At 56.1% G+C, this 25,445-nt stretch carries 23 protein-coding genes and 2 pseudogenes; 12 read left to right on the top strand and 13 right to left on the bottom strand.

The features are described 5' to 3' along the window. Positions 1 to 181 precede the first annotated feature (181 nt). Positions 182 to 829: pseudogene (locus tag ACR3FB_RS05770) on the bottom strand (IS6 family transposase). Between ACR3FB_RS05770 and ACR3FB_RS05765 the strand changes: the two are divergent. After that, the gene (locus ACR3FB_RS05765) at positions 749 to 1,006 is read left to right on the top strand and encodes a hypothetical protein (protein ID WP_480566505.1); all 258 of its coding nucleotides are present in this window, start codon (positions 749 to 751) and stop codon (positions 1,004 to 1,006) included. The pseudogene ACR3FB_RS05770 and the gene ACR3FB_RS05765 overlap by 81 nt on opposite strands. On the opposite strand, the gene ACR3FB_RS05760 is transcribed toward ACR3FB_RS05765, so the two are convergent. The 9 genes from ACR3FB_RS05760 to ACR3FB_RS05720 all read right to left on the bottom strand — a co-directional run bounded on the left by ACR3FB_RS05760 (position 990) and on the right by ACR3FB_RS05720 (position 10,275). Beyond that, positions 990 to 1,730: a metallophosphoesterase family protein gene (locus ACR3FB_RS05760; RefSeq protein ID WP_480564948.1), complete on the bottom strand. Its 741-nt coding sequence runs from the start codon at positions 1,728 to 1,730 to the stop codon at positions 990 to 992. The two genes, ACR3FB_RS05765 and ACR3FB_RS05760, sit on opposite strands and share 17 nt — an antisense overlap. Before the next feature lie 11 nt (positions 1,731 to 1,741). Next, entirely contained in the window at positions 1,742 to 2,797 is a 1,056-nt protein-coding gene (locus ACR3FB_RS05755; protein WP_480564945.1) for an aldolase/citrate lyase family protein, read from the bottom strand. Between the two features lie 14 nt (positions 2,798 to 2,811). Next, positions 2,812 to 3,612: a 2-oxo-hept-4-ene-1,7-dioate hydratase gene (hpaH, locus tag ACR3FB_RS05750; protein ID WP_425083466.1), complete on the bottom strand. Its 801-nt coding sequence runs from the start codon at positions 3,610 to 3,612 to the stop codon at positions 2,812 to 2,814. Then, positions 3,609 to 4,463 (bottom strand): fumarylacetoacetate hydrolase family protein, encoded by an 855-nt coding sequence (locus tag ACR3FB_RS05745; RefSeq protein WP_480564942.1) that lies wholly within the window; start codon positions 4,461 to 4,463, stop codon positions 3,609 to 3,611. Before ACR3FB_RS05745 ends, hpaH begins: the two co-directional genes overlap by 4 nt. Beyond that, positions 4,460 to 5,857, bottom strand: a complete 1,398-nt coding sequence (locus ACR3FB_RS05740; protein WP_480564939.1) for a pyridoxal phosphate-dependent decarboxylase family protein — start codon at positions 5,855 to 5,857, stop codon at positions 4,460 to 4,462. The genes ACR3FB_RS05745 and ACR3FB_RS05740 overlap by 4 nt, the downstream gene beginning before the upstream one ends. Before the next feature lie 3 nt (positions 5,858 to 5,860). After that, positions 5,861 to 7,342 carry an NAD-dependent succinate-semialdehyde dehydrogenase gene (locus ACR3FB_RS05735; RefSeq protein WP_480564936.1) on the bottom strand — a complete coding sequence of 494 codons (1,482 nt, stop codon included), beginning with the start codon at positions 7,340 to 7,342 and terminating at the stop codon, positions 5,861 to 5,863. Positions 7,343 to 7,366: 24 nt separating this feature from the next. Then, positions 7,367 to 8,209 carry a 3,4-dihydroxyphenylacetate 2,3-dioxygenase gene (hpaD, locus tag ACR3FB_RS05730; RefSeq protein ID WP_170380896.1) on the bottom strand — a complete coding sequence of 281 codons (843 nt, stop codon included), beginning with the start codon at positions 8,207 to 8,209 and terminating at the stop codon, positions 7,367 to 7,369. Between the two features lie 155 nt (positions 8,210 to 8,364). Beyond that, positions 8,365 to 9,873, bottom strand: coding sequence for a 5-carboxymethyl-2-hydroxymuconate semialdehyde dehydrogenase (gene hpaE / locus ACR3FB_RS05725; protein ID WP_480564933.1), 1,509 nt, complete (start codon positions 9,871 to 9,873; stop codon positions 8,365 to 8,367). 3 nt (positions 9,874 to 9,876) lie between these two features. Next, positions 9,877 to 10,275, bottom strand: a complete 399-nt coding sequence (locus ACR3FB_RS05720) for a 5-carboxymethyl-2-hydroxymuconate Delta-isomerase (RefSeq protein ID WP_480564931.1) — start codon at positions 10,273 to 10,275, stop codon at positions 9,877 to 9,879. Between the two features lie 105 nt (positions 10,276 to 10,380). Here ACR3FB_RS05720 and hpaR point away from each other — a divergent pair, with 105 nt between their 5' ends. Beyond that, positions 10,381 to 10,821: a homoprotocatechuate degradation operon regulator HpaR gene (gene hpaR, locus ACR3FB_RS05715; RefSeq protein WP_170689690.1), complete on the top strand. Its 441-nt coding sequence runs from the start codon at positions 10,381 to 10,383 to the stop codon at positions 10,819 to 10,821. Positions 10,822 to 10,857: 36 nt separating this feature from the next. Here hpaR and ACR3FB_RS05710 read toward each other — a convergent pair whose 3' ends face one another. Both ACR3FB_RS05710 and ACR3FB_RS05705 read right to left on the bottom strand, forming a co-directional pair. Then, the gene (locus ACR3FB_RS05710) at positions 10,858 to 12,210 is read right to left on the bottom strand and encodes an aminotransferase class III-fold pyridoxal phosphate-dependent enzyme (protein ID WP_480564929.1); all 1,353 of its coding nucleotides are present in this window, start codon (positions 12,208 to 12,210) and stop codon (positions 10,858 to 10,860) included. Between the two features lie 32 nt (positions 12,211 to 12,242). After that, the gene (locus tag ACR3FB_RS05705; RefSeq protein WP_475220783.1) at positions 12,243 to 13,022 is read right to left on the bottom strand and encodes an IclR family transcriptional regulator; all 780 of its coding nucleotides are present in this window, start codon (positions 13,020 to 13,022) and stop codon (positions 12,243 to 12,245) included. Between the two features lie 108 nt (positions 13,023 to 13,130). On the opposite strand from ACR3FB_RS05705, the gene ACR3FB_RS05700 reads away from it, so the two are divergent. From ACR3FB_RS05700 to ACR3FB_RS05670, 7 genes are all read left to right on the top strand, one after another. Beyond that, positions 13,131 to 14,060 (top strand): tripartite tricarboxylate transporter substrate binding protein, encoded by a 930-nt coding sequence (locus ACR3FB_RS05700; protein WP_475220784.1) that lies wholly within the window; start codon positions 13,131 to 13,133, stop codon positions 14,058 to 14,060. Positions 14,061 to 14,123: 63 nt separating this feature from the next. Continuing rightward, positions 14,124 to 14,660: a tripartite tricarboxylate transporter TctB family protein gene (locus ACR3FB_RS05695; protein ID WP_480564926.1), complete on the top strand. Its 537-nt coding sequence runs from the start codon at positions 14,124 to 14,126 to the stop codon at positions 14,658 to 14,660. A 9-nt stretch (positions 14,661 to 14,669) separates the two neighbouring features. Continuing rightward, positions 14,670 to 16,202, top strand: a complete 1,533-nt coding sequence (locus tag ACR3FB_RS05690) for a tripartite tricarboxylate transporter permease (RefSeq protein WP_480564923.1) — start codon at positions 14,670 to 14,672, stop codon at positions 16,200 to 16,202. A 7-nt stretch (positions 16,203 to 16,209) separates the two neighbouring features. Continuing rightward, positions 16,210 to 17,694 carry an aldehyde dehydrogenase gene (locus tag ACR3FB_RS05685; RefSeq protein WP_480564920.1) on the top strand — a complete coding sequence of 495 codons (1,485 nt, stop codon included), beginning with the start codon at positions 16,210 to 16,212 and terminating at the stop codon, positions 17,692 to 17,694. 15 nt (positions 17,695 to 17,709) lie between these two features. Then, complete coding sequence (locus ACR3FB_RS05680) at positions 17,710 to 19,005, top strand: aspartate aminotransferase family protein (RefSeq protein ID WP_480564917.1); 1,296 nt, start codon at positions 17,710 to 17,712, stop codon at positions 19,003 to 19,005. Beyond that, on the top strand, positions 19,002 to 19,934 hold the full coding sequence (locus tag ACR3FB_RS05675; protein ID WP_480564914.1) for a phosphotransferase enzyme family protein: 933 nt from the start codon (positions 19,002 to 19,004) through the stop codon (positions 19,932 to 19,934). The genes ACR3FB_RS05680 and ACR3FB_RS05675 overlap by 4 nt, the downstream gene beginning before the upstream one ends. Positions 19,935 to 19,956: 22 nt before the next feature. Further along, entirely contained in the window at positions 19,957 to 21,192 is a 1,236-nt protein-coding gene (locus ACR3FB_RS05670) for a Tm-1-like ATP-binding domain-containing protein (protein ID WP_480564911.1), read from the top strand. 132 nt (positions 21,193 to 21,324) lie between these two features. On the opposite strand, the pseudogene ACR3FB_RS05665 reads toward ACR3FB_RS05670, so the two are convergent. Further along, positions 21,325 to 22,032, bottom strand: a pseudogene (locus tag ACR3FB_RS05665) (IS6 family transposase). A gap of 254 nt (positions 22,033 to 22,286) precedes the next feature. Here ACR3FB_RS05665 and ACR3FB_RS05660 point away from each other — a divergent pair. The 3 genes from ACR3FB_RS05660 to ACR3FB_RS05650 are packed head-to-tail and all read left to right on the top strand — an operon-like array spanning position 22,287 to position 25,335. Continuing rightward, the gene (locus tag ACR3FB_RS05660; protein ID WP_480564908.1) at positions 22,287 to 23,864 is read left to right on the top strand and encodes a sensor histidine kinase; all 1,578 of its coding nucleotides are present in this window, start codon (positions 22,287 to 22,289) and stop codon (positions 23,862 to 23,864) included. 2 nt (positions 23,865 to 23,866) lie between these two features. Then, on the top strand, positions 23,867 to 24,238 hold the full coding sequence (locus ACR3FB_RS05655; RefSeq protein WP_480564905.1) for a response regulator: 372 nt from the start codon (positions 23,867 to 23,869) through the stop codon (positions 24,236 to 24,238). Positions 24,239 to 24,246: 8 nt separating this feature from the next. Continuing rightward, positions 24,247 to 25,335 carry an adenylate/guanylate cyclase domain-containing protein gene (locus ACR3FB_RS05650; RefSeq protein ID WP_480564902.1) on the top strand — a complete coding sequence of 363 codons (1,089 nt, stop codon included), beginning with the start codon at positions 24,247 to 24,249 and terminating at the stop codon, positions 25,333 to 25,335. Positions 25,336 to 25,445: the final 110 nt, after the last annotated feature.

Here is a 25,445-nt window from a genome sequence, read left to right as displayed (position 1 = left end):
ACTTGGCAAGTGGCTTGGGTACTTCTCTCCAGCGCGAATAGCTGAGGTTTTCAGATGATGGTCCTCACTTCTTTGCCTTGAACTGGCCGTTGATCAGAAACCTTAGGCTGCAAGACTATCAGAAATAGGGTGCTGTCGGACGAATTCGAACCAGTTTCAGTGTGCTACGGAAACCGCGAACTTATCCTAAACAAAGTTTACGCCACTCGCCAAGAGCAGCAGGGCTTGACAGCTTGAAGGAGTCTCGGCTGGTTAGCGATCTTTTCTGATTGAAGTGTTTGTTTACGGAGGAATGGACGGAAGCGAATTTCTGCAAAATTCGTCTACGCCTGAACAGTTGCATAGCGCGTTAGCATCGTCGAAATGGCAAGTACGAATTCTCGACGCGGTTGTTGAGCCACCTGCCTGTCTGTTGTTTTTCGAGCGCGCCCAGCTCTCAGAGCGCAGCTCTGTATGAAGCGAAGCGATCCGTGACGACGTTTTCCGCTGTGCCGTATCGCTTCATCAATTTCTTGAGGAATTTCAGTGCTGCAGATGTGTTTCGGCGTTTGGTGACGACGGCTTCCAGTACCTCGCCTTAGTGATCGACGGCCCGCCAAAGACAATGCCGCTTGCCATTCACCTTCACGAAAACCCCGTCCACGTGCCACTTCCATTTGGAGAACGCGCGCAACTGCTGAACACGCTTCCGTCTGATCTCAGCTGCAAACATCGGGACAAACCGGTTCCACCAATATCGGACAGTTTCTTGACTCACGTCGATGCGTCTCTCGTGCAGCAGATCTTCGACATTCCGAAGCGAGAGCGGGAAACGGGTGTACAGTATCACTGCAAGGCGGATGAACTCGAGACTCGTTTTGAAGTACTTGAAGTACTCGGGTTTGAACATGGGCAAAAGTTACGCAACCGCCCTGCACCGCTCAATCAAAGTTCTTCTGACAAGACCGTTTGGAAGTTTCAGCAACGAAGGATTTCTGGTTTATCAAAACCTATGTGGAGCCCATGACAGTCAGGAGCTTGCGCCCCTCGTCGTGCAACAGCCAACACTTCCATCCTTCGAAAACCGCAGCCGTCAGAGGTTTGCCATATCCCGCGCCGGTATCGATGTTCACACGGTTTCCATTGTGTTCAGGGTTGGCAACGTGGGTATGGCCGTGAACAACCAGCCATGGGTAAGGTTCCGGACAGTCCAGAAACTCTTCTCGGATCCAGATCAGGTCATCGGGATCCTGACGATGCAAGGGGATGCCGGGCCGTATTCCTGCATGGACGAACAGCACGTTGTTGCGCAGGTAGTAGGGCAACAGACCTGCCAGAAAATCGATATGGGCCTGCGGCACGGCGGCTTTGGCTTGGGCATGGACCTGATATATCCGATCCCCTTCGCTGACCTTAACGCCGTAGGAGTTCAACGTTTCAACACCTCCTATCTGGGGATGCAGCCAATGATACCCGACCAGTAGACGCGCGTCGTTTCGCGGGTAGTCCTCAAGGAACATTGCGCACATCTGATCGTGGTTGCCGCGCAGGAATGTCCAGTTTCTGTCTTCGGACTGCCCTTTCACTAATAGATCGAGAACCTGTCGACTGTGGGCGCCGCGATCCGTGTAATCACCGATAAAGACGATTTGCGCATCAGGCCCACCGTCCTTTTCGATGCGGGCCAGCGCGTCCTCTAGCATGTGCAACTGACCATGGATGTCACCAATGGCATAGATAGGTTCTGGCATTTTTAGCGCTCTTATTCAGACCAGTGGATACGGAGCTCTTCCCGAAAGGCAAAACGCACCAAGTGGGCTTCTATCACGCCTTTCCACTGCTCCAAGTCCCCGCGCGGCCCGGTCGCAGCGTTAATCGTCAGCCTGTCGTCATTCGCTTCAAGGGTCACGCTGTCGCCATCCGCAAAGGCCACGTTTCCCTTCTTTTCGTCAAAAAACACCTCGGCCTTGTGCGACCAGTGTTTACACAGCTGCTGCAGATATTTGCTGGCCGCAGCGGTTTCCGCAACGCCTGAGGCGGTCTGATCCGGCAGCAGGCCCAGCCCGACTTCGGCTGCGTTACGCATCGCAGTTGCAAACAGGGTCACGTCGATATTGGTGGCCATGAATGTGGCCCCCAGATCCAGGCATTTGCGCTGCATCGCCGGATCAAGGGTCAGGATACCCGCCGCCTTGCCCGCCGCCACGATGCGGGCCAGCGCGTCCAAAACGGCCGCAACCACAACGGGGTGACCGGCATTTCCGATATGTCCCATATCGGCGGCCAGATCGGATGGGCCGATGAACACCCCATCCACATCGGTTGTCAGAATATCGTCCAGCGCCACCAGACCCTTTTTGTTTTCCACCTGCACCAGCAAGCAAATCTGTTCGTCCGCCGTTTTCAGGTAGTCCGGGATGGCTGAAAACCACGAGGCCCGCGCCAGTGCCGATCCAACGCCCCGCACGCCATGCGGTGGGTATTGTACTGCCCGAACCAGCTCACGCGCGTGATCCCCGCTTTCGACCATGGGCACCAGAAGGTTCTGCACGCCCGCGTCCAAATACTGCTTGATCATCCAGGTTTCGCCTATCGGCAGGCGCGCGACCGGAGTGCTACCTGATCCTTCGATCACCTGCACCTGTTCGAGGATCGAGCGCAGATCATTCGGCGCGTGTTCACCGTCAACCAGCAGCCAGTCGAATTGCGCGGTCGCCGCGATCTCGGCCGTGTAGGCGTTGGCCATCCCGATCCAGCAGCCGATCTGCGGCTGCCCCGCCTTGAGAGCGGCTTTGAACGTATTCTTTGGCGCAGGCATATGCGGCTTTCCTTTCAGGCGAAATTGATATCGACCGAGCCAAATGGCCCGAAATCGGCATGGATTTCAGTCCCAGTCGGGCACTCGACCGGGCGGATAAAGCTTCCGGACAGGATGATTTGACCGGGTTCGATGTATTGTCCGTATTGCGCCATGCGGCGGGCCAGCCAGACAACGCTTTCGACCGGATCGTTCAGAACGCCCGCGCCTAGGCCGGTTTCTTCGATTTCACCATTGCGAAAGGTCAGCGCACCAACCCAGCGGAGATCAAAAGCATCCACGGCGTGCCGGTCCGCGCCCAGCACGATTCCTGCATTGGCGGCATTGTCGCTGATCGTGTCGAATACTGTGCGAGCTTTGCCGGACTCGGGATCCACGCGTTGAATACGCGTGTCGAGAATTTCAATGGAAGGCGCTACATAGTCCGTGGCAGCGATGATGTCCTCGCGGGTGACGTTCTCGCCTCCAACGGCAGACTTCATCACAAAGGCGATCTCGGCTTCGATCCGTGGCTGGATGAAACGGCCCGTCGGAACAGTCCCGCCATTTTCGAACGCCATGTCGTCAAACAGGATGCCACTGTCAGGGATGTCGATGTTCAGCGCATATTGCATCGCTTTCGAGGTCAAACCGATCTTCCAGCCAATCACCTTGCGCCCCTCGGCTAGTTTCTGGCGATAGATGGCGTTCTGCACCTCGTAGGCATCGTCCATGCCCATCTCGGGGTGGCGCAGGGTCAGCAGGCCGATCTGATCTCCATTCCGTTCAGCCATCAGCAGATCAGCAGCTGCGCGGGAATGATCTTCGGGCGTCATCGCATTTCGTCCTCTACAGTGTTGCGCAGCGTACCTATGCCCTCGACGGACACCTCAACCATATCACCCGGTGCCAGATATTTCGGAGGATCAAACCGCGCCCCTGCCCCGGTCGGCGTGCCGGTGACGATGATGTCGCCCGGCTGCAGGGTCATGAAGGTCGAGATGTATTCGATTTCGCGCCGGATCGGGAACATCATGCGGTTCAGGGTATCATCCTGGCGCAGCTCGCCGTTCACGTGGGTCTGAATACGCGCATCGTCCAGTTGCGCGGCGTCGGTGAACGGCACCAGCCACGGGCCGATGGCCCCCGTGTTATCCCAGTTCTTGCCTTGCGTGACGTTGAACTTGGCGTGGCGCACCCAGTCACGGATCGTACCCTCGTTACACAGCGTCAGGGCTGCGATGTGGTCGTAGGCGTCCTCCTGCGAAATCCGACGTCCAGTCTTGCCGATGACAATCGCAACTTCGCCTTCGTAGTCCAATGTGTGGTTTTCCGGCGGACGGATCAGAGGGCGGTCATGGCCGGTGAAGCCGCTTGCGAAACGTGGGAACAGCGACATGTATTTAGGCTGCGCGCTGCCGTCTTTGTACTCAGCGTTGCGGTCCGGGAAGTTAACGCCGACGCACAGGATGCGGCGGACATCGGGCATCACCATCTCGTAGGTGAAATCCGTGTGGGTCACGTCCTTTCCTTCGGCGACTGATGCCAGTTGATCAAACGCACCAGCAGCGACTACCTCATAAAGGCTCGCGTGATCTGGGAAAGCATCGTTCAACGCGATTGCGCCGACATCCGTGATCGCACCAAAGTAAATCTGCCCATCGGCAGAGAAGGTTGCGAATTTCATTTAAGTATCTCCCAAACCTCACGAATAACGTCTGCCGCCATCAGTACATCGTCGCGTGTTGTATCGAATTGTCCGACCTGAAAACGAATGATCTTGCGGCCATCAAACATGCCTTGGGTCAGATAAATCCGGCCGTCGTCATTCAGCGCATCAACCAGACGCTGTTGCATTGCATCATCACCCGGGCAACGGAAAGAGAACAGGCTGAGTATCGGCCCGGTCGTGATCTCGAACCCCTCCATCGCACCAATCTTCTCGGCCACCTCATTGGCCCAAACGACGTGATTTCGGATTCGTTTACGCAGACCGTCCAACCCGTATGAGCGCAACAGGAACCAAATCTTCAGCGCGCGGAACCGACGCCCCAACGGGATCGTCCATTCCGAATAGTTCGTTACCTCGGCACCGGTGGTCTTGAGGTATTCAGGTTCGATCTTCAGCGTGTTGAGCTGCGGTGTGGCGTCATGCAGAAACTGGATGGCACAATCGAACTGTGCGCCCATCCATTTGTGTGGATTGAACACAATGCTGTCATAGCGATCAGCCCCGCCCCACAGGGCCTCTCGGAATTCGGGGCAGATCATTGCAGACCCGGCCCAAGCCGCGTCGAGATGGGTATAAAGGGAGTATTCCCGCGCGATGTCAGCCACAATTTCCAGATCATCACAGGCCCCAACGCCTGTACCGCCTGTGATCGCAATGATCCCGGCTGGCACATGACCGATTTCGATGTCATCTCGGATAGCGGCCTCAAGCGCGACGGCGTCAATCGCGTAGGTCGGTCCCCGTGTCGGCAGCTTGACCAAATTATCTTGGCCGATGCCAGCAACCCAACAAGCACGGTCAATCGAGGAATGTACCTGGTCTGAGCAATAAATCCGCAGCGCCCCTTTGCTGTTCAGCCCCTGGCGATTACCTGTGTACCCAGTAGCGCGTTCGCGCATCGTCAGTACCGCAGACAAAGTCGCCGAAGACGCGCTGTCCTGAATGACACCGGTCATACCATTTGGCAGACCGAGGGCTTGTCGCAACCAGTCCACCATAACGCCTTCGACCTCAGTCGCTGCGGGTGCGGTTTGCCAGAGCATGCATTGCGCAGCGATAGTGGTCACCAGCATCTCAGCCAGCATCGAAGGCGGGGCGGCATTCGCCGGGAAATATGCAAAGAACCGAGGGTGCTGCCAGTGAGTGATCCCGGGCATCACGATACGTTCGAAATCGGCCATGATGGCCTCCATCGGCTCACCAGATTCCGGAGGTGAGACCTCAAGCTGTGCGGCAATTTCCCCCGGCGCGGTCTGCGCCCGAACAGGCCGGTCCGCCAACGTCTTGTGGTAGTCAGAAGCCCAGTTGGAGATTTGCTGCCCCCAGTGAGAAAATTCGTCCCAATTCATACACTAAGCCTCCTCAGAAGGGGAAATTCCGCCCATGCAGATGTACTTCAACTCCATAAAATCATCGAGGCCATATCGAGATCCCTCGCGTCCAAGACCCGACATTTTGACACCGCCGAATGGAGCCTCTGCCGTTGAAATCAGACCGGTATTCACACCGACCATACCGTATTCCAACGCCTCGGATACGCGCCAGACACGCGCCATGTCGCGAGAGTAGAAATACGAGGCCAAGCCGAATTCGGTATCATTGGAAGCGGCGACAACGTCGCTTTCGCTTTCGAATTTGAACAAGGGAGCGACGGGGCCAAAGGTTTCTTCGGTCGCCACCGCCATATCCGAGGTCACATCGGTCAGAATGGTGGGTTCAAAGAAGGTGCCGCCAAGTGTGTGGGGTTTACCCCCAAGTGCGATCTTAGCCCCCTTCGAAGTCGCGTCACCGATATGTTCGACGACCTTTTCCACGGCAGCTTTGTCGATCAGAGGGCCGAAAACGATACCTTCATCAAACCCATTGCCGGTTGGCAGGGCCGCAACTTTTGCAGCTAGCATTTCAGCGAAGGCGTCGTAAACCCTGGCCTGCACATAGATGCGGTTTGCACATACGCAGGTCTGCCCATTGTTGCGAAATTTCGCGATCACGGCGCCTTCGACTGCGGCGTCCAGATCGGCATCGTCGAACACAATGAACGGCGCATTGCCGCCCAATTCCAACCCCAGCTTCTTGATAGTCGGGGCGCATTGCGCATAAAGCATCGCTCCAATCTCAGTCGAACCGGTGAAGGTCAGCTTTTGCACGATCGGGCTCGAGGTCATCTCACCACCAATCTCCCGCGCCGAACCGGTTAAGACCGAGAACAAACCTGCGGGCAGTCCCGCTCGTTCGGCGAGAACGGCTAGTGCGATGGCCGAGAACGGCGTCTGGCTGGCGGGTTTCAACACCATCGAACAGCCCGCCGCAAAGGCCGGTCCAGTCTTCCGGGTGATCATGGCGTTGGGAAAGTTCCACGGCGTTATCGCGGCCACAACGCCGATGGGTTGCTTGACAGTAATGATCCGCTTGTCCGGCGCATGGCCGGGTGTGACATCGCCGTAGGTCCGTCGGGCCTCTTCGGCGAACCACTCGATGAAGCTGGCGCCATAGGCGATCTCGCCCTTCGCTTCGGCCAAAGGCTTACCCTGTTCGGCGGTTAGAATGGCACCCAGATCATCCTGGTTTTCCATCATCAGATCATACCAGCGACGTAAGATTTGGCTGCGCTCTTTCGCGGTACTTTTGGCCCAGTGTTTCTGCGCGCGCTGCGCATCGGCAATCGCCTCGACCGTCTCGGCAGCACCCAGATTGGGCACACGCCCGATCACCTCACCCGTCGCCGGATTTATCACGTCAATCGCGCGCTCACCGTCTGAAGCATCAACCCATCTGGACCCGACTCGCGCCCTTTCGGCAAGCAGGCTTGGATCGTTAAGACGCAGTGCAGTCATTCGAATTTCCCTGTGTTTCCGGCTTTAGACCGAGAAGCTGACATTTGCCTGCCCGGTCCCGGAGCTACCGAAATACGGGGTGTAGATGTCGATCTTGCCCTTGTAGCTGCCCCAACCGAGGGCGCCGAACAGCAAGGCAGTATCGTTCATGGCACACTCACCCGCGCATTTCTTGGCGTAATCGGGCAGAAGTTCGAGGAACTCTTCAAAGCGGCCCTGTTCCCAAAGATCCAGCACGCGCATATCCATCTGGCGATTGAACTCGCCGTTCACCGAGTTCAGTCCATCGACCGAGCGTTCATTGGGTGTAAAATCGTGGCTCAACGACCCCGAGGCCAGGATCGAGACGTTCCGGTCCGAGCGTCGGATGCCTTCGGCAATGGCTTCACCCCAGACCCGATTTTCAGCGATCGACGAGAATTGGTTGACCGCCACGGGCAAAACCCGCGCATTCACGCCTTCGTTGATGAAGTGCATCGGAAGCAGGGTGCCGTACTCCATACCCATATCGGGGTGCGAATGCCCAAGGGCCCGTTCGCCACGTTCGCGCAGAACATCAAGGATGGTTTCCCCAAGCTCGTGATCGCCGCGATAGTCGAACTCCATATCCGCCAGCATGTGCGGCAGTTCATGACTAATGAACCGGCCCTTGTGGTGCTCTTTCGTGTTCAGGTGGAACCCCTGATTGGTGATCCAGTGGGTGTCAAAAATGACAAACGTATCGACCTTGCGGTCGATCGCATCCTGACGAAGGCGCGCATAGCCATCGATGGCAGGTTGGCGGATGCCTTTGTATTTCGGCATCGTGTGGGACATCCAGATGCTTGGCACATGCGTTATCTTCGCGGCCTGTACAATCTTTCCCATGGCAGTTCCTCCTCGCATTTGTAATGCCTGGCAACCAAAGTTGAAGCTACCTGACATCCTTCGGTCCTGCAGTAAGCGGAAAATGCCGGACCAGTTTGTGCGCGTTTACTTCTATCCTAGCTTTGCCCCCGCCCAATGGGGACAGTGCCGCTAATTTACTTCCCCAATTGCATGATCTTGTGTTGACCGGTTGCAAAGCCAATGAGCTTTTGCTCCATATAAAACTCGAACGACCAGTCACCGCCGTCGCGCCCGATGCCGGACGCTTTGACGCCACCAAACGGCGTCGGCAGGTGACGTACGTTTTCCGAGTTCACCCAGATCATTCCGGCCTCAAGCTTGTCGGAAAAGCGCAGCGCCCGCATCAGGTCGTTGGTCCAGACATAGCCGGTCAGACCATAAGGCGTGTCATTGGCCATCTGCAGCGCTTCTTCCTCAGTTGAGAACGGGATTGAGGTCAGGACAGGGCCAAAAATTTCTTCGCGCGCGATGCGCATTTGGTTGGTGGCATTGGTGAAAAGGGTCGGACGGATGAAGTACCCTTCGTCGCCCAGCTTCACACCACCGGCTGCGACGGTCGCGCCGTCCTCTTTAGCGATGTCGAAGTAGCTGGTGACCTTGTTGTAGTGCTCCTTTGTGACCAGCGGACCGATTTCGGTTGCCGGATCCAGAGGGTGGCCAACTTTGATTTTGTTGACGCGCTCGATCAGCTTGGCCTCGAACTCTTCCTTGATGCTGTCCTGCACCAGCAGGCGCGAGGATGAAGTGCAGCGCTCGCCATTGATCGAGTAGATCATGAAGATCACCGCATCCAGCGCACGGTCCAGATCGGCGTCGTCGAACACGATGACCGGGTTCTTGCCGCCCAGCTCCAGATGCATCCGCTTCAGCGTGTCCGCACCCTGTTTGGTGATGATGCTACCTGTGCGGCTTTCACCGACAAAGGCGATGGCCTTAATAAGAGGGTGCTCGGTCAACGCCTTACCCGCGTCGGGGCCAAAGCCGTTCACAGTGTTCAGCACACCTTTGGGCAGACCGGCCCCTTCGGCGATTTCGACCAGCAAGCGGGCTGACAGAGGCGAATCCTCGGCGGGTTTGTGAACCACCGTGCAGCCTGCAGCCAGAGCGGGCGCGATCTTCCAGGTCGACAGCATGAACGGCGTGTTCCAAGGGGTGATCACGCCAACCGGACCAATCGGCACGCGGGTGGTGACATTCATCAGGGTCGGTGATTTCAGATGCTGACCGTCCCGCGCTTGCACTACCTGATCTGCAAAATAACGAAAATTCTCGGCTCCGCGCAGAGCCGCCTTGGACATAAAACGCAGGGTCTGACCCGTGTCCCAGCATTCGCACAGCGCGATTTCCTCGGCACGTGCTTCGATGGCATCCGCCACGTTCAGCAGAATGCGGCGGCGTTCGCTGGCAGGCATATCGCGCCAGTCGGCAAAGGCGGCATGGGCTGCTTTGGCCGCGGCGTCGATGTCATCTGCTGTACCGTGTGCAACATCGCAGATCACAGACTTGTCGACTGGCGAGGTAGACTGAAATACGCCAGCGGAACCAGCAACATCCTCGCCAGCGATACGATTTTTGATACCCGTCTGTTTGAACCGCGCTAGAAAGCCCGCCAGTTTCTCGATGTTTGTGTCCAGTACACTCATGGGTCAGGTCTCCTGCGTGGTGGCGCCAAGGTGATCGCGGATCGTACCAGTCTTGGGCGAAAGCTTCGGGTCGATGTCGCGCATCTCAAGCGAGAGCGCGATCGAATGATGTTCGAAGGCAGGTGCCAGATACGCTTTGACCGCCTCGAAAATGCGCTGCGTGGCATCCTGCTTTACGTCATCGGACCGACCGGCGCGCAGGCGGATCGAGATATCGATAAAGCCATGCGCCGGATCACCGTCTGCAATTGCAAAGTGATTGACCCGCACAGCGCGGACACGAATTCCCGGCATCGGAAAGGTGTCAATCTCAGCAGCCGTTGCTCGGATGCACTCACACAAGCCATCCATGTCGACCTTGTCCTCTAGGTTCCCGGAATACTCGACGTGAAAATGTGGCATGCGCCCTCCTTTATTGGTTAACATGTTTACTTTTTCACGATCTCGCTGTCAAGAACTTGCCTTGTTAATCTTTGCAATTCCGGAAATGGCGATTTAGAAGGCCGCATGACCACGCAAAGCCACACAAAAAGTACCGCCCGATCCCTTCCGATTGCGCTGTTGCGCGCACGGGAAACCGTCATGGCACCGATCCGGGATATGCTTCATGACATTCAGCTCACCGAACAGAAGTGGCGCATCCTGAGGGTTTTGGACGAGCTGGGCGAAGTTGAGCAAAGCGCAATTGCCCACGAGGCCTGCCTGCTGCTGCCCAGCCTCACACGCATTCTGCGCACGATGGAGACCGATGGCCAGATCACCCGTCGCCAGGACAAACAAGACAAGCGCCGCACCATGGTTCGGATCACCGATGCCGGCCGCGCGGTATTGGAAGACAACCTTGCCACATCGCTGGCGATCTCAAACAATATCGAAGCGCAGATGGGCCGCGAGAAGCTGAACCAACTGCTGGACCTGCTTGAAGAGTTGCAGGCGGTTAAAGTCTGACCCCGCACGGGACGGGCGAGGTCAGGTGAGCGGTGATTAAAGAGTCGCCAGACCGGCATCCAGCGCCGATAGGATCTTGGCCACGTCCTCTGATTTTATGATCAGCGGCGGAGACAGGATGATATTGTTGCCGGACACACGCACCATCACACCGTCTTCATAAGCCGCTTTCTGAACCTGCAGCGGCAGGTGTTTCGCGATGGGTGCCTTGGTCGAGCGATCCGAGACCAGTTCCAGCGCACACATCAGCCCCTCGCCGCCGCGCACATCTCCGATCACGTCATATTTCTCGGCCAGTTTTTGCAACCCAGCAAACAGCTCATCCCCGCGCGAGGCGGCGTTTTCCCAGACGCGTAGGCGTTTGATCTCGGACAGCGCGGCCAGCGCTGCTGCTGCCCCAACCGGGTGACCTGAATAAGTATAGCCCTGATCCACCGACGCCATGCCCGTGGTGTCATTTTCAAACACCTCGGCAACAGCACCCGAAATCATCGCCGCCCCAAACGGGAAGTAACCATTGGTAATGGCTTTGGCCGTCGTCATGATGTCGGGCTGCACCCCCCAATGCCGTGCACCGCTTTCACTGCCGGTACGCCCAAAAGCGGTGATGATCTCGTCCGAGATCAGCAGAATGCCATGTTTCGAGCAGACCTCCCGCACCATCGGCATGAAACTCTTATGCGGAGGGATTACGCCCCCTGCCCCAAGGACCGGTTCCATGATGAAAGCCGCAACCGTGTTCGCGCCCTGGAATGCAATCTCGGCCTCAAGCGCTTTGACGCAAAGCTGCGCCAGACGTTCAGGGTCGGTCTCGTCGAACTGGTTGCGATAGGTCCACGGCGCGGGCACATGGAAACAGCCCGGCATCATCGGCTCATAGGCCGCACGGAACTTCTGATTGCCGTTGACCGAAGCGGCGGCGAAATGGGTGCCGTGATAGCCCTGTTTCAGGCTGATGAACTTTGTGCGCGCGCCCTCGCCGCGCACCTTGTGGTACTGCCGCGCCATTTTCAGCGCGATCTCAACCGAATCCGAGCCACCCGAGGTGAAGAAAGCGCGGGTCAGGCCGTCGGGCTCAAAAAACTGCGCCAGTTCATAAGACAGCTCGATTGCCTTGTCGTTGCTGGTGCCACGGAAGGTCGAATAGTAGGGCAGCGCATTCAGCTGATCGGCGATGGCCTGCTTTACCGGCTCGCAGGAATAGCCCAGATTGACGTTCCAAAGCCCCCCGACCGCATCCAGCGCCTTGTGACCATCGACATCGATAATACTGACACCCTCACCGCCATTCAGAATCGTGGGCGGGTTCTTCTGACTGTCGGCGGGATGCGCCATCGGGTGCCAGAAGTAACGCGCGTTGTTTTCTTTGAGAAAGTTCGAGTCTTTCATTTCTCTGGTCTCCGGGTTTTGCGTCCACCCGCTCACGGATGGAATTCGGTTGGAAAAGTGTCGGGAAGCTGACCGCCAAAACTTGCGGTCAGGTCAGTTGAGAGGGCGTGCAGGGCGGTCAGGATTTCCGGCAGCCGGTCGTCTCCTGCGCGACCTTCAGGAACGGCAATCGCAATGGTTCCCAGCGCCACTTGATCAATGCCGAATATGGGAGCCGCATAGCCAAAGACGCCATCTTCATAGCTTCCACTGCTATTCGCCCAACCGGCCTGGCTGATTGCCGCGACCCGCTCTTTGATCTTGGCCGGGTCGGTCAGCGTGGCGTCCGTGTATCGTACTTGTTCTTTCTGACCGATACGGTCCAGCAAGAAGGATGGCCCAAAGCTGAGCATACAAAGACCGGATGCTGTCGCATTGATCGGAAGAAGCTCGCTGGGGTCGAGGCTGACGCGCACGCTGTGGCGGTTCGTTTCGACCACCAGCGCGGTTTGAAGCCACTCCTTTTCAAGCAGGGAAAGATGCAGGCTTTCACCAACGTCCTGCATCGCAATCTGCATTCGCTGGCGGGCACTCTCGATGCCGGGGCGGGCGATCTGGCGCAACGCGGCCAGGCGCAAAGCGGCAGGTCCGACCGCATAGGATTTGGTCATGGGGTTCTGCTCGATCAACCCGTATTCCTCAAGCGCCCGCAGGTGGCGCAGCGCCGTGGCTTTGTTCAATCCAGACAGACGCGCAAACTGACTCAACCCAATTTCTGGTCGAGCGTTTGAAAAATAGTTGAGCATTTTCAGGGCGTTCAGGGCAGTACCCATGCGATTCACATCCTCCTGTTAAGGTAATACTTGACAGAACAAGCTTAACAAAGCAACATTATTATTGTTAACGCGGATCAAATAATGAACCACTGACGGGAGGTGTCAATGAAGAAAGTTCTAACAGCCGCCGCTTTTGTTGCTTCTGCAACCGCCGCACTGGCCGAGTATCCAGAGAAACCGGTTTCCTTTGTCGTTCCATGGCCTCCGGGTGACTTGGAAGACGTTCTCACACGGATGATCGCCGACGAATTTCAGGCCATGTATGGTGTTCCTGCCGCCGTCGTGAACAAGCCCGGTGGCGGCGGTGGTCCGTTCCCCGGAGCGGTGGAAGTTGCGACCGCTCCGGCAGATGGCTACACCGTTGGCTCGTTCGTCATAGGCGTACCGGTCATCGGCCCGGACATTGGCATTCCCGAGCTAAACCCCAACCCGTTCGAACCGATTGGCATTTTTCTGACCTATCCCTTCGTCATTGCCTCCAGCAAGGATGCCCCGTTCGCGACATGGGAAGAACTGGTGGAACACGGCAAAGAAAACGATGTCGCGCTTGGTCACTTCGGCTCGGTTCTGCCGCCCACACAAGTCACCTTTGCGGCCGCAGTCAGCAGTGGGTTTGACTTCGCCAGCGAAGCCGCCTTCGACGCGCTCGACTGCAACACTCTGGCTTCGGGCGACGTGGACGTGATCAACACGACGCTTCAACTTGTTCTTCCCTGTCTGGACCAAGTGAATGTCCTGGCCAGCATCGGTGGCGAACGGATCTCATTGGTCCCGGATACACCCACAGTTACCGAGCTGCACCCCGAACTGCCTTTGGCCCTGTGGAACGGTCTGTTCGTCCACAAGGACACTCCGGCCGAAGCACGCGAAAAGATCACTGCGGCTGCACAGAAAGCGCTGGAATCTGACAAGGCCAAGCAACTTGCTGAAGAAACCGGAGCACTGATCTACTGGCAGGATCCGGATGCCTCGAATGCACAGATAGAACAGGACAAAGCCTCGTTCTCTAAAATCGAAGAGATTCTAGGCGAATAACGCGAAACTGGCCCGGCGTATTGCAATACTGTCGGGCCTTTTTCTATCCAGCAGGAGGCCAAAATGATCGCAAAGACATTGCAAGACATGTTCAAACGATACCGCCGCCCCGGCGATGTTGTTTTTGCTTTGGCCTTCCTGATATTTTCGGTTTTTCTGCTGAGCCAACTGGGAACGCAGACCGAGGTCGTCAAACGCACCAAGTGGTTTGCGCAACCAAGCTTCTGGCCAATGGTCTCGCTCTGGGCAATGGCCGCCTTTGCCTTTCTGCACTGGCTCAGCTCCGCCATGTCAGACCGCATTCCGGGTCGCTGGCCCGAAGTCGCGTTCTGGCTGCGATCCCTAGAATATGTCGCCTATTTTCTAGTTTACGTCGCCGTTGTGCCGCTTCTTGGATACCTGCCTTCGACCGTTCTGTTCGCAGTGTTCCTTGCAATCCGTACCGGGTTTCGAAGCGCTGGGGCAATTGGCCTTGCAGCAGCTTTCGGTGTGGCGGTTACCATTATTTTCCGAGCCTTCCTGCAAGTGAAAATCCCGGCCGGTGCCGCCTATGAATACCTACCCGATTCCGTGCGCGCCTTTGCGCTGACTTATCTCTGAGGTTCGCCAATGGAAACGCTTCTGTCCGGTCTTTCGATCCTGACACAATGGCAGGTGATCGTCGCCCTTCTGATTGGCTCGATCGGTGGGGTCATCATTGGCGCGCTGCCCGGTGTTGGCGCTGCGGTTGCCATCGCCATCCTTCTGCCTGCCACTTTCGCGTTTGAACCCATTGTCGGCCTGACCCTGTTACTGGGTATCTATGGCTCGTCCATGTACGGAGGCGCCATCCCCGCTATTCTGATCAACACGCCTGGTACGGCGGTGAACGCGTTGACTACCTATGACGGCTATCCCATGACCAAACGCGGTCAAGGGCATCGCGCTCTGTCACTGGCCTATTCCGCTTCGTTCTTCGGTGGTGTCTTTGCCATCATATGCCTGATGATCCTGTCGCCTGTTCTGGCGTTGATCGCACCGCATTTCGGCAGCCGAGAGATATTTTTGGCCGCTCTTCTGGGGATCATTCTGGTGATCCTCGCCCACCGTGGCCAGATTTTTGCTGCCGGTATGTTGGCCTCTTTCGGGATTTTCCTGAACACGGTCGGGCTTGAGCCAGTGAAATACACCCGCCGCTTTACCTTTGAACAAAGCTGGCTGGCGTCGGGCGTAGATCTGATCGTGGTTGTTCTGGGCCTGTTTGCCATCAGTCAGGCCCTGCTTTTGCTGCTTGAAAAGAACCACGCACCGGGCGAAACGCATGTCAGCGGCAACATCTTCGCCGGCCTCAAGGAACTGCTGGGCATCAAGCGCGTCGCAACTGTGTCCTCGAGCATCGGGGTCTTCATGGGTATGGTGCCGGGCACGGGTGAGTTCACATCGCAATTCCTGTCTTACACATATGCGCAGAAGACATCGAAGGACCCCGACAAATTTGGCGATGGCTCGCCAGAAGGGTTGGTGGCGTCTGAAGCCGCCAACAATGCAGTGCCCGGCGCGGCCATGATCCCACTTTTGGCGCTGGGTATCCCGGGCGAAGCGCTGACCGCAATGATGCTGTCGGTGTTCTACGTGCACAATGTCATCCCCGGCCCACAGCTGTTTGAGAACCAGATGGATTTTGTGATGGCGCTCTATATGGCGCTGATACTGCTGAACGTCATCGTTCTGGTTTTCCTGCTCTTCTCGACCAACCTGCTGCTGAAGATCATCCAGATCCCAACGCGGTTTCTGGGCATTATGATCCTGATCCTAGCCTTCGTCGGCGTCTACAGTTTGCGTAACTCGATTACCGACTGCGCCATTGCCGCTGGTTTTGGTGTGTTCGGCCTGATCCTCAAACGGCTGGACCTGCCGATTGTGCCGATCATTCTGGGCATGGTTCTGGGCGGGATCATGGAGGTCAAGCTGCGCAGTGCCATGGCGCGGGTCAAATCACCGCTCGATTTCGTCGACCGCCCGATTGCGGCGATCCTGACGGCGCTGATCGTACTGATCCTGCTGCTGCATTTCCGCACGCTATACTACGAGTTCCGCAACAAGCTGAAACCCGAGCCGACCGCGCAACCGGTCGACTCCGATCACCCCAATCAGCAAGGGTAACTCTGCCATGAACCAGTCCGATATTGATGCCCTTCGCTCTAAGATTCTGTCCCCTCGACCTCACTTCATCGACGGGCGTTGGGTCGCCGCTTCGGAAGGTGGGCAACGGGAGGTGCTATCGCCCATCGATGGCGCTTTACTGACCCAGATTGCCGAAGGCACCCCGGCGGATATGGAGGCCGCGACTAGCGCTGCGCGGGCTGCGTTCGAGGATGGCCGCTGGTCGCGCCGCTCCCCTGCCGAGCGCAAGAAGGTCCTGCTGAAGCTGGCCGACCTGATCGAAAAACACGCTCTTGAGTTGGCTGTTCTGGGGGTGCGCGACAATGGCACCGAAATCACCATGGCCATGAAGGCCGAGCCGATGTCGGCAGCTGGCACATTCCGCTACTACGCCGAGGCGATTGACAAGGTCTACGGTCAGATCGCCCCCACGGCAGAAAACGTACTGGGCTTGATCCATCACGCACCGGTTGGCGTCGTCGGAGCGATTGTGCCGTGGAACATGCCGCTGATGATCGGCAGCTGGAAACTGGCCCCTGCGCTGGCTACCGGCAACTCGGTCGTGTTGAAACCGGCTGAAAGCGCATCCTTGTCGCTGCTGAAACTGGCCGAACTGGCCGCCGAGGCCGGAGTGCCCGACGGCGTGCTGAACGTCGTCACCGGGTCAGGCCGGGTTGTGGGCGAAACGCTGGCGCTGTCGATGGATGTGGACATCATGGTGTTCACAGGCTCGGGGGCTACAGGCCGACGACTGTTGGAGTATTCGGCGCGTTCGAACATGAAACGCTGTTATCTGGAACTGGGCGGCAAATCTCCCAACATTGTCTTCAACGACGCCCCGGACCTGAGCGAGGCCGCCAAAGTGTCCGCAGGTGGTATCTTCCGCAACGCAGGCCAGATCTGCATTGCAGGATCACGCTTGTTGGTCCAAGAGGACATCCACGACGATTTTGTCGCCGAACTGGTCAAACATGCCGAAGCGATGCGGGTCGGCAATCCGCTCGATCTGGACACACAAATCGGCGCAGTTCATTCGCTACCCGAGCTGGAATCCAATCTGGACTTCGTTAACAAAGCCGAGGCTGAAGGCGCCGAGCGTCGCACTGGTGGCAAGCGCATCCTTGAGGAAACCGGTGGCTACTATATGGCCCCGACCGTAATGACCGGGGTCAAATCCACGGACAATCTGTTCCAGAACGAGGTTTTCGGCCCGGTTCTGGCCGTGACCCCCTTTAAGGACGAAGACGACGCGATCAGGCTGGCCAATGACTCGGTCTATGGTCTATCCGCGGGCGTGTGGACATCGAACCTAAGCCGCGCGCATCGCATGATCGCTGGCATCCGCGCTGGCGTCATGCATGTAAACACCTATGGTGGCTCTGACTTGACCGTACCACTGGGTGGTGTGCGCCAGTCGGGCAACGGGCACGACAAATCCCTGCATGCGTTCGAGAAATATCTCGACCTGAAAACCGCCTGGATAAAACTCTGACCAAAGGTCTGCTGAATGACACTTCCTGCGAAATCCGCCGAGCTTGTTGAACGCCGGACCAAGCTGCTGGGCCCGAATGTCTCGACCTTTTATGACGAGCCGCTTCATATCGTGAAGGGCGAAGGGGTCTGGCTTTGGGATGCGGATGGGCGCAAATACTTGGATTGCTACAACAACGTCCCCCATGTCGGCCATTGCAACCCCCGCGTGGTCGAGGCGATCTGTCTGCAGGCGTCAACGCTCAACACCCATACTCGTTATTTGCATGACGGCATTCTCGACTATGTCGAGAAGCTGACGGGCACGATGGATGCCTCGCTAGACACCGCCATTCTGACCTGCACCGGGTCCGAGGCGAACGACATCGCCCTTCGAATGGCCGAAGGCATGACTGGCAATCGCGGTATCATTGCTACGGATGCAACCTATCACGGCAACACTTCTCTGGTCAGTCAGTTGAGCAAATCGAACGTGCCGACCGTTGGCTTTGGTCTGGATCGGTATTTCCGGTTTGTGGAGGCACCCGACAGCTATCGCAACCCGGACCCGGACGGCAGCAAGTTTGCTGATGCTGTTTCCGAACAGATTGCCGAGCATGAAAAGTCCGGCATCGGCTTCACCGCCTTGGTCCTCTGCCCCTATTTCCTGAACGAAGGCTTCCCCGACCATCCCGACGGCTGGCTGAAACCCGTGGCCGAAGTGGTGCGCAAGGCCGGTGGCCTACTGATATGTGATGAGGTGCAATCGGGCTTTGGCCGCACCGGCACCCATATGTGGGCGCATCAGAAGATGGGCGTGGTACCGGACATCATGACCATGGGCAAACCCATGGCCAACGGTCATCCGGTGGGCGGTGTCGTAACGCGCAACGAAATCCTTGCCACGTTCCGCAAGGGCTATCGGTACTTCAACACGTTCGGTGGCAACCCGGTGTCCTGCGCCGCGGCCATGGCGGTATTGGAAGAGATTGAGGACAAAAACCTTGTCACCAACGCCAAATCCGTGGGCGATCACGCCCGCGTGCGCATGACATCTTTGCAGCAGAAATACGAGTTCATCGGCGATGTGCGCGGCTCGGGCCTGATTTTCGGGGCCGAGATGGTGCTGGATCGTCAAACCAAGGAACCGGCCAGCGAATTCACCGATCGGGTCATCAACGCGATGCGACACCGGGGCATCATCCATTCGAAACTCGGCCGTCACAAGAACACGCTCAAGATCCGGCCACCGATGCCGTTCTCAAAAAAGAATGCCGATCTGCTGTTTGACACATTGGACGAGGTTTTGGCCGAAACCACGCTGACCCTATGACCCCGATTGTCGAGCAAGCTCTAGCCCTTTGGGGCATGGACGGTGCTGAATGGTCGCTGGTCGCGGCCCGCGAAAATCATGTCTACCGGGTTCAGATCGGCGCGAAAAGCTTCGCCCTGCGCCTGCACCGCAAAGGCTTGCATTCGGATGCTGCCTTGAGGTCCGAGCTGCAGTGGATCGCCGAGCTGGGCGCAAAGAGCGTCGGTGTACCCACACCGGTACCGGCCACGGATGGCCGCTATCTGCAACTGCTGGACGGGATCCAGGTCGATATGCTTGACTGGTTGCCCGGCCGCCCGCTGGGATCGACAGAAACCGGGATCGACCATAGTGATCGTACCGGGCTGTTTCGGGCCCTCGGGCATGAGATGGCAAAGCTGCACGAAGTCAGCGATGCCTGGACGCGTCCCGATGACTTTGAGCGCTGGTCCTGGGATCGTGCTGGACTGTTGGGCGATGCCCCATTGTGGGATCGGTTCTGGGAAAACCCCACGCCTTCTGGCGAGGATCGTGCCCTGTTCACTGCGTTCCGTGAGAAAGCTAACAATCACTTACTGCAGATCGAAAACCAACTGGACTACGGCCTGATCCACGCCGATCTGGTACGTGAAAACGTGATGGTCCGAGGCGACAAGCTCTGGCTGATTGATTTCGACGATGCCGGGTTCGGGTTCCGTCTGTTCGATATCGCCACGACACTGCTGAAAAACCTATGCGAGCCGGACTACGACGCCCTGCAAGCGGCCCTGCTTGAAGGATACCGGTCGGAACGTGCGCTAGACACCGAGCATCTTGATCTGTTTATGGCCCTACGCGCGGTGACTTATGTCGGCTGGATTTCGTCCCGCTTGGGCGAAGATGGATCAGAGGCACGAAATATGCGGTTTAAAGATACCGCCCGAGAGTTACTGACGCACTACCTCGGATAAACCGCACGCACGGGAGGAAACCATGACCAATAAAACGATCCTGCTGATCGGGACATACGACACTAAAGACCCCGAGATGCGGTTCATCGAAGAAACCGTAAAGGCGCAGGGAGCAGATGTGCTGACAATGGACGTCTCCGTTCTTGGCGACCCTGAAACACCGACCGACATCTCAAAACATGACGTCGCAGCTGCCGAAGGCAGAACCATCGACGAGGTGATTGCGTTGGGGGATGAGAATAAGGCCTTCCGCGTCATGTCCGCTGGGGCTGCCAAGGTCGTGGCAAAAGCCTATGCCGAAGGCCGGTTTGATGGGATGCTGGCCACTGGTGGAACCATGGGTACCGACCTTGCGCTGGATTGTGCACAGGCCCTGCCCATGGGGGTTCCGAAATACATCGTTTCAACCGTCAGTTTCTCACCGCTAATCCCCCCACATCGGTTGGCCCCGGACATACAGATGATCCTGTGGGCCGGTGGGTTGTACGGTATGAACTCGATCTGCAGGTCTTCGTTGGCACAGGCTGCAGGGGCCGTGGTCGGTGCTGCCAAAGCCGCCATCGCGCCGGATCGTGGCAAACCCCTGATTGGCATGACCAGCCTTGGGTCCTCCTGCCTGCGTTACATGAAAACTCTGAAACCTGCGCTGGAAGAGCGCGGCTTTGAGGTTGCTGTATTCCACTCGACAGGCATGGGTGGCATGGCCTTTGAAAAACTGGCCGCCGAAAAGGCCTTTGTCTGCGTGATGGATTTCTGCATGCAGGAATTTGGCAATCTGCTGGCCGGTTCCGTTGTTTCAAGCGGAGAGGATCGCGTTACCAATGCTGGGCGCGTTGGCACGCCGCAGATGGTTGCACCGGGCGCTCTAGACCTGCTGGATTTCGCGGGCTGGCAAGAGATCCCGGACCAATATGCAGATCGCCCGTTTCACGAACATAACCGCCTGATCAAAAGCTCGGTCTTCAATGGCGACGAACGCCGCGCCTGGATTCGGGAACTGGCAACCCGGCTAGAGGCTGCTACTGGACCCGTTCAGTTGTTCTTACCGGTTCAAGGTGTTGAAGCGTGGGACAAAGAAGGTGAAGAGGCCCATGATCCAACAGCCCTTTCGGACATGGTCGACGAAGCCCGCAAGGTCATGCCTGGTCGGGTGTCGATGACCGAACTAGACGCCCACATCAATGACGCCGCATTTTGCCATGCCGTTCTGGCCAAATTTGACGAGTGGGTCGAAAATGGGGTCGTCAGCCGTGGTTAGCTGGCTTCCTATTGCGTGCCTGAGTTTTCGTGAAGCTAGTCGCACGTAGCTACGAGGGTAGTCAAGTTGCACCACAGCGGGTGCTGTCAGACGAATTCGAACCAGTCTCAGTTTGCTGCGGAAACCACGAACCTATCCGGAACAAAGTTGACGCCACTCGGCGAGAGCGGCGGCGCGTGTCAGCTTGAAGGTGTCCCGGCTGGTGAGCGATCTTTCCTGGTTGAAGTGGTTGTGGACCGAGGAATGGACGGAGGCGAATTTCTGCAAACTTCGCATGCGCCTGAATCGTTGCATCGCGCGTTCGCGTCGTCGAAACGGCAGGTGCGAATTCTCGACGCGGTTGTTGAGCCACCTGCCCGTCCTTTGTTTTTCAAGCGCGCCCATTTCTCTGAGCGCAGCCTTGTAGGAAGCGAAGCGATCTGTGACGATCTCTTCGGCGCAACCGTGTCGCTTCATCAATTTCTTAAGGAATTTCAGTGCTGCAGCTTTGTTTCGGCGTTTGGTGACAACGGCTTCCAGCACCTCACCTTCGTGATCAACAGCCCGCCAAAGATAATGCCGCTTGCCATTCACCTTCACGAAAACCTCATCCACGTGCCACTTCCATTTGGAGAACGCGCGCAGGTGCTGGACACGCTTTCTTCGGATCTCAGCAGCAAACATAGGGCCAAACCTGTTCCACCAATATCGGACAGTTTCGTGGCTCACATCGATGCCTCGCTCGTGAATCAGATCTTCGACATTCCGAAGCGAAGGCGGGAAACGGATTTACTACATCACTGCAAGGTGGATGATCTTGGGACTGGTTTTGAAGTACTTGAAAGAGGCAGGTTTGATCAACCTTAAACGCCACGCAACCGCCCTACCCGCCTAATGACAAGTTCTTCTGACAAGACCGTATCTGCCAACAGCGGGATTTCAAAATGGTAGAAGCAAGTGCCGGCAACGAGCCGGAAGGTCCATTCAAAAGACGCAATTCCCCAAAAGCATAACTATTCAAATTCCCTGAGTTTCTTCAATGATTTTGTGATCTGGCATTTCTGATGCATAATTAGTCAAGTGCATATCCGATCAATACTGTCGGGAGCGATTGCATGACTGCCGAAGCTTCTGATTTCGTGAAAGCCGAAGATAGCCCAAAAATAACCTCTACCAATTCGCACAGCGGGTTTCACATCAAGATAAGAACCAAGTTGCTGGTCGCGCTACTTGGTATTGTTGGGTTAATGCTAATACTAGCGTTCACCGGGCTTTCTGAGTTGCGCAAAGCGAACCTCCGAACTGCTGAGTTGCTTCAAGATCAGGTACGGCTATCAAATCTAAAGGTGTTTGAAAGCAGTCTGCAAGAAATCTGGTTGAATGGAACAGCAATTTTTGCCGAGACTGGAGGTAACACCATGCTTGGCGACAGTGCAGGGTTCTTTGAAGCTAAGCTGCATGTTATTCAGTCGCTTGGTCATCTCATTGAGACAAGAGATCAACCGGATCTCAGCCTTTTTTCCAACGATGAAATCGCGGATGTGTCGCGAAAGACTCAAGAAATAAAACGAATAGGACTTGATATCGTTGAGCGATATGAAGCTGGGCAGATTGTAGCTGCCAAATCAATGTTTGAGTTACAGCTGGTCCCAATAATTAAGTCTTTGGATAATCTGATTGAGAAACGATACCTGCTTTTGCGCGATGGTATGCGTTCGAAAGCTTTGATTAACCAAAACGCGTTTGATCAATCGTTGCGAATGGTGCTTGCTTCAGCTGGGATTGCAGTCGTTATTGCGATTTTGCTTGGCTTCCTGCTCAGCAAATCTTTGATCCGTACGATTGAGCAAATCCGGGTAACACTAAGAAAAGTTGCTCAAGGCGACTTTACAGCTCGAGCCAATATCAAGAGCACCGACGAGCTCGGAGATCTCGCCCGCAGCGCCAATCGTATGACAGAGCGTTTGGGCACGTTGTACGATGAGCTTGAGACTGCAAACCTGCACAAGTCGCAATTTCTCGCCAATATGAGCCATGAATTGCGAACTCCGATGAATTCGATCCTCGGATACACCGAAATGATCCGGGATGGAATTTATGGTCCGGTGCCCCAAAAAATCGACGATCCGCTGCATCGGGTTCAAGTGAATGGTAAAATACTACTGTCATTGATCAATGATGTTCTGGATCTTTCAAAGATTGAAGCCGGAGCACTCGAACTGGCACTGGACACATATTCGATGTCTGAGATCCTCACAGACGTTGTTTCCACGATTGAGCCTATAGCAGCGAGCAAGGGACTGGAAATCCGCACCAAAGTAGAAGGCGGACTCCCCACTGGGCATGGCGACGCGGGTCGAATTAGACAGGTCTTACTTAACATCGTCGGAAATGCGGTAAAGTTCACCGACAAGGGCTACGTCGAAATAAACTTGGCGCGTCGTGATCAACGGTTTGTAGTAACCGTAACTGATACAGGAGTTGGAATCTCCGCAGAGCAAATTGATGAGGTTTTCCTGGAATTCAAACAGGCTGACGCCTCGTCTACGCGTGCCGCCGGGGGTACTGGCCTCGGTCTGTCTATCTCTCAAAAGATCGTAGAAATGCACGGTGGGCGAATTGAAGTCGCCAGCAGCCTTGGCAACGGTTCGACTTTCACTGTTGTACTCCCCGTCCAGGCCACGAGGAGCTGAGCATGTCGAAAAGAATACTTGTCATAGAAGACCAGGCTGACAACAGACGCATACTCCGAGACCTTCTAGGCAGTCACGGCTTCGAAGTGCTGGAGGCCGAAAACGGAGCGCAAGGAGTAGACCGAGCGATTGCTGAAAAGCCCGATCTAATCTTGATGGATATCCAGATGCCAGAATTAGACGGTTACGATGCCACCCGCCAGATAAAGCAGCATCCAATATGCGCGAACCTTCCAATCATCGCGGTAACATCCTTTGCTTTGTCTGGCGACGAAACAAAAGCACGGGAAGCCGGATGTGATGACTATGTTACCAAGCCATACAGTCCGCGTGCTCTGTTGGCCAAAGTCATCACGTTTGTTGGACAGGTCTGAATGAAAATATGAAAGACCCACCACTCATTTTGATTGTCGATGACCAGCAGGACAATCGCAACCTGCTGACAATGCGACTTAGCGCGCATGGTTATAGTACTGCCGAGGCCGTGGATGGCCAAGACGCTATAGAAAAAGCTACAGATTTGTCGCCCGACTTGATCTTGCTAGACGTAATGATGCCTAAGCTGGACGGTTTCGAAGTCTGTCGAAGATTGAGAATGGATCCCATACTCCCCTTTATTCCGGTGGTTCTGGTAACAGCTCGTTCGAACACTGAAGATATGGTGCAAGGGCTTGAGGCTGGTGCAAATGACTATCTCACCAAACCGGTTGACACAGTCGCACTCCTTGCTCGTGTACGTTCAATGCTCCGAACAAAAGCTTTGCATGACGAAGTGCAGAGCTGGAACAAGGAACTCGAAAAACGAGTAAATCAACAGATTGGTCAGATTGAGCGGTTCAATCGTTTGCGCCGTTTTCTACCAAGGCAAGTGGCAGAAGAAATTATTTCGGTTGGTGATGACAGCGCTATTCTTAAGAACCGAAGAGCGGACATCGTCGTTTTGTTTGCGGATCTAAGGGGATTCTCGGCCTTTACGGAAGCTTCTGATCCTCAAGTAGTGCTGGAAGCCCTCAACGTATTTCACAATTGCGCTGGACCACTGATTGAACGACACCAGGGCACACTTGAACGTTTCTTGGGCGACGGCATCGTTGTTCTGTTTAATGCACCGCTGCGGGCACGCGATCCTACAGGCCAGGCTGTCACCTTTGCGAGCGAGCTGCATGTTGCGGTCGCAAACGCGCTTGGACCCTTTCAAAAGGAGGGATCGAGCTTGGGTCTCGGGATCGGTATCGCCAAGGGTGAAACCACTATTGGCTGTATCGGATTTGAAGGCCGGATTGACTATGCGGCCATTGGAGAAGTGCCAAATCTTGCAGCTCGCCTATGTGAACACGCGCGAGCTGCCGAAACACTAGTCGATGCGTCGGTTGTCGAAGCGTTAGGAACATCCAAGAAAACACGATTTTTACGGGATCAAGAATTTAAAGGACTGACCGGAAAGGTTCCTGTGTTTCAGCTTCTGAGTTAAGGTGCTGTCGATCAATTCGAACCAGTCTTAGCGAGGCTGGCAATGCTGCCCTCTATTCCAAACGTCGAGAAACACCCGACGGTGCTTGAGGACAGCTATTCTGTGTCCAA

The organism is Ruegeria sp. AO1 (genome assembly GCF_056535985.1).
This window is presented reverse-complemented; position numbering and strand designations above follow the sequence as displayed.